Raw genomic sequence first — 2,685 nt, 5'->3', positions numbered from 1 at the left:
GTTGTAGGCAACTATAACACCAGTTTGGCGGAGTGCAAGCCCCGCTACCCCAACTGATGGCATACGGCCGGCGTGGCGGCGATTGCCCGCCGGCAGGGCCGCCGCGACAATACGGGCCCTTCGCGCCGACCGGCGCCGCCCAGGAGTCGTGAATGAAACTGTCCGCACGCGGGATCGCCGTGCTGCTCGCCTCGACGGCCGCCGTCGCCGTCGCCGCGCCTCCGGCGTCCCGGCCCGCGCCGGTCGCGTCGCAGGCCGCCGCGCCGATCACGGCCGCTTCGCTGGCCACGACCCGCCAGAAGGCCAGCTACGTGGTCGGCTTCGATATCTCCCAGATGATTCAGCCGATCGCGCAGGACTTCGACGCGGGTGCGTTCCAGGCCGGCGTGGCCGACGTGATCGCGGGCAAGCCGCCGGCGATGACCCGCGAGCGCGCCGGCGAGATCAACCAGCTGCTCATGAAGCGCATCGCCGCGCGCCAGGGCCAGTCGAAGGAGGCGCCGCCGGCCGTGTCGAAGGCCGAAGTCGGTCGCCTCGTGGCGATGGATCTCGGCCCGGGGCTGGCGTCGATCCGCGACGAAATCGACCTGCCGCTCGTGTACCGCGCGCTCAGCGGCCTGCTGGCCGGACAGCAGGCCGTGCTCGACGAGGCGACGCGCAATGCGGTCCGCGCGGAGTTCTCCACGTCGGTGAAGCAGAAGGTGGAGGCGCAGCGCGCCGCGCAGGCGGGCGTGAACAAGGCGGCCGGCGAGAGGTTCCTCGCCGAGAACAGGACGAAGAAGGGCGTGTTCACCACGCCATCCGGCCTGCAGTACATGGTCCTGCGGCAGGGCGCCGGCGCGCGCCCGAAGCCGACGGACCGCGTCCGCGTGAACTACCATGGCACGCTGCTGGACGGCACCGTGTTCGACAGCTCCTACGAGCGCGGCGGCCAGCCCGTCGAGTTCAAGCTCGACCAGGTGATCCCGGGCTGGACCGAGGGCGTGTCGATGATGCCGGTCGGCGCCAAGTACCGGTTCTGGGTGCCGTCGGACCTCGCCTACGGCGAAAAGGGCGCCGGCGCGCAGATCGGGCCGAACTCCGCCCTGGTCTTCGATGTCGAACTGCTGGCCGTTTCGCCCTGACCGCGGCTTCCGCCGCCCCCACGAGGAACCCGCATGACCCTTTCGATGACGCGCCTGATGGCGCTCGGCACCGTCGCCGCCGCGCTGGCGGTGACCGGCTGCGACAAGAACGCCCCGGCCGCCAAGGATGACGCCGCCACCGCGGCCAAGACGGCCGATCCCAACGCGATTCCCGGCCTGAAGGACGAGAAGGCGCGCGTCAGCTACATGATCGGCATGGACATGGGCCAGACGCTGAAGCAGGTCAAGGACGAGATCGACCTGCCGACGCTGCAGAAGGCCATGCGCACGCAGCTCGAGGGCGGCAAGCCGCTGATGAACGAGCAGCAGGCGCAGCAGGTGCGCGAATCGTTCGCGCAGAAGCTGCAAGCCAAGCGCATCGCCGACCAGATGCAGCAGGCGACCAAGAACGCGAAGGCGGGCCAGGAGTTCCTGGCGAAGAACGCGAAGGCGGCGGGCGTGCAGGTCACCCCGAGCGGCCTGCAGTACCAGGTGCTGAAGCCGGGTACCGGTCCGAAGCCGAAGGCCGACGACCTCGTGACCGTGCATTACACCGGCACGCTGCTGGACGGCACGAAGTTCGACAGTTCCTACGACCATGGCGGTCCCGCGACCCTGCCGCTCGCGCAGGTCGTGCCCGGCTGGCGCGAAGGCATCCAGCTGATGCCGGTCGGCAGCAAGTACCGCCTCTGGATCCCGGCGGCGCAGGGCTACGGCGAGCAGGGCACGCCGGGCGGTCCGATTCCGCCGAACGCCACGCTCGTGTTCGACGTCGAGCTCCTCGGCATCGGCAAGCCGGGCGCTGCGGGCCCGCAGCCGACCCCGTGATCCACGCGCCCGGCGTCCGCGCCGGGCGACTTCGCAGGAGCGCCTGATGCGCGTCACCATCTTCGGCACGGGCTACGTCGGCCTGGTCACCGGCACGTGCCTGGCGGATGTCGGCCACGACGTCGTCTGCGTCGACATCGATGCCGGAAAGGTCGCCGCGCTCGAGCGCGGCGAGATCCCGATCTTCGAGCCCGGCCTCGAGCCGATGGTGCGCTCGAACCACGCAGCCGGCCGCCTGCGTTTCACCACCGACGCCCCGTCCGCGATCGCGCACGGCGAGGTGATCTTCATCGCGGTCGGCACGCCACCGGGCGAGGACGGCAGCGCCGACCTGCAGTACGTCCTGGCGGTGGCGCGCACGATCGGCCGTCACCTCGAGCGGCCGGGCATCGTGGTCAACAAGTCGACGGTGCCGGTCGGCACCGCCGACAAGGTGCGCGACGCGATCGCCGCCGAGCTGGATGCGCGCGGGGTCGAGCTCGAGTTCGGCGTGGCGTCCAATCCCGAATTCCTGAAGGAAGGCGACGCCGTCAACGACTTCATGCGCCCGGATCGCATCGTCGTGGGCGCCACCGACGCGAACGTCATCGACCGGCTGCGCCGGCTCTACGCGCCGTTCAACCGCAACCACGAGCGCATCGTGGTGATGGACGTGCGCTCGGCCGAGCTGACCAAGTACGCGGCGAACGCGATGCTCGCGACCAAGATCTCGTTCATGAACGAGATCGCCAAC

General features: G+C 70.2%; 3 protein-coding genes. All 3 read left to right on the top strand.

Features of this window, described 5'->3' with window-relative positions:
• Positions 1 to 152 precede the first annotated feature (152 nt).
• Positions 153 to 1,124 (top strand): FKBP-type peptidyl-prolyl cis-trans isomerase, encoded by a 972-nt coding sequence (locus tag E4F61_RS14155; protein ID WP_133480248.1) that lies wholly within the window; start codon positions 153 to 155, stop codon positions 1,122 to 1,124.
• A 33-nt stretch (positions 1,125 to 1,157) separates the two neighbouring features.
• Positions 1,158 to 1,952 (top strand): FKBP-type peptidyl-prolyl cis-trans isomerase, encoded by a 795-nt coding sequence (locus tag E4F61_RS14150; RefSeq protein ID WP_133480247.1) that lies wholly within the window; start codon positions 1,158 to 1,160, stop codon positions 1,950 to 1,952.
• Positions 1,953 to 1,998: 46 nt separating this feature from the next.
• On the top strand, positions 1,999 to 2,685 hold a 687-nt coding region (locus tag E4F61_RS14145), incomplete at its 3' end, for a UDP-glucose dehydrogenase family protein (protein WP_133480246.1).

The sequence above is a fragment of the Cognatilysobacter segetis genome (assembly GCF_004359965.1).
In the GTDB taxonomy this organism is placed as follows: domain Bacteria; phylum Pseudomonadota; class Gammaproteobacteria; order Xanthomonadales; family Xanthomonadaceae; genus Cognatilysobacter; species Cognatilysobacter segetis.
This window is presented reverse-complemented; position numbering and strand designations above follow the sequence as displayed.

What these genes read in the sequence shown, in the direction of transcription:
- E4F61_RS14155 (WP_133480248.1), top strand. Translation starts at nt 153, where the DNA reads ATGAAACTGTCCGCACGCGGGATCGCCGTGCTGCTCGCCTCGACGGCC.
- E4F61_RS14150 (WP_133480247.1), top strand. Translation starts at nt 1,158, where the DNA reads ATGACCCTTTCGATGACGCGCCTGATGGCGCTCGGCACCGTCGCCGCC.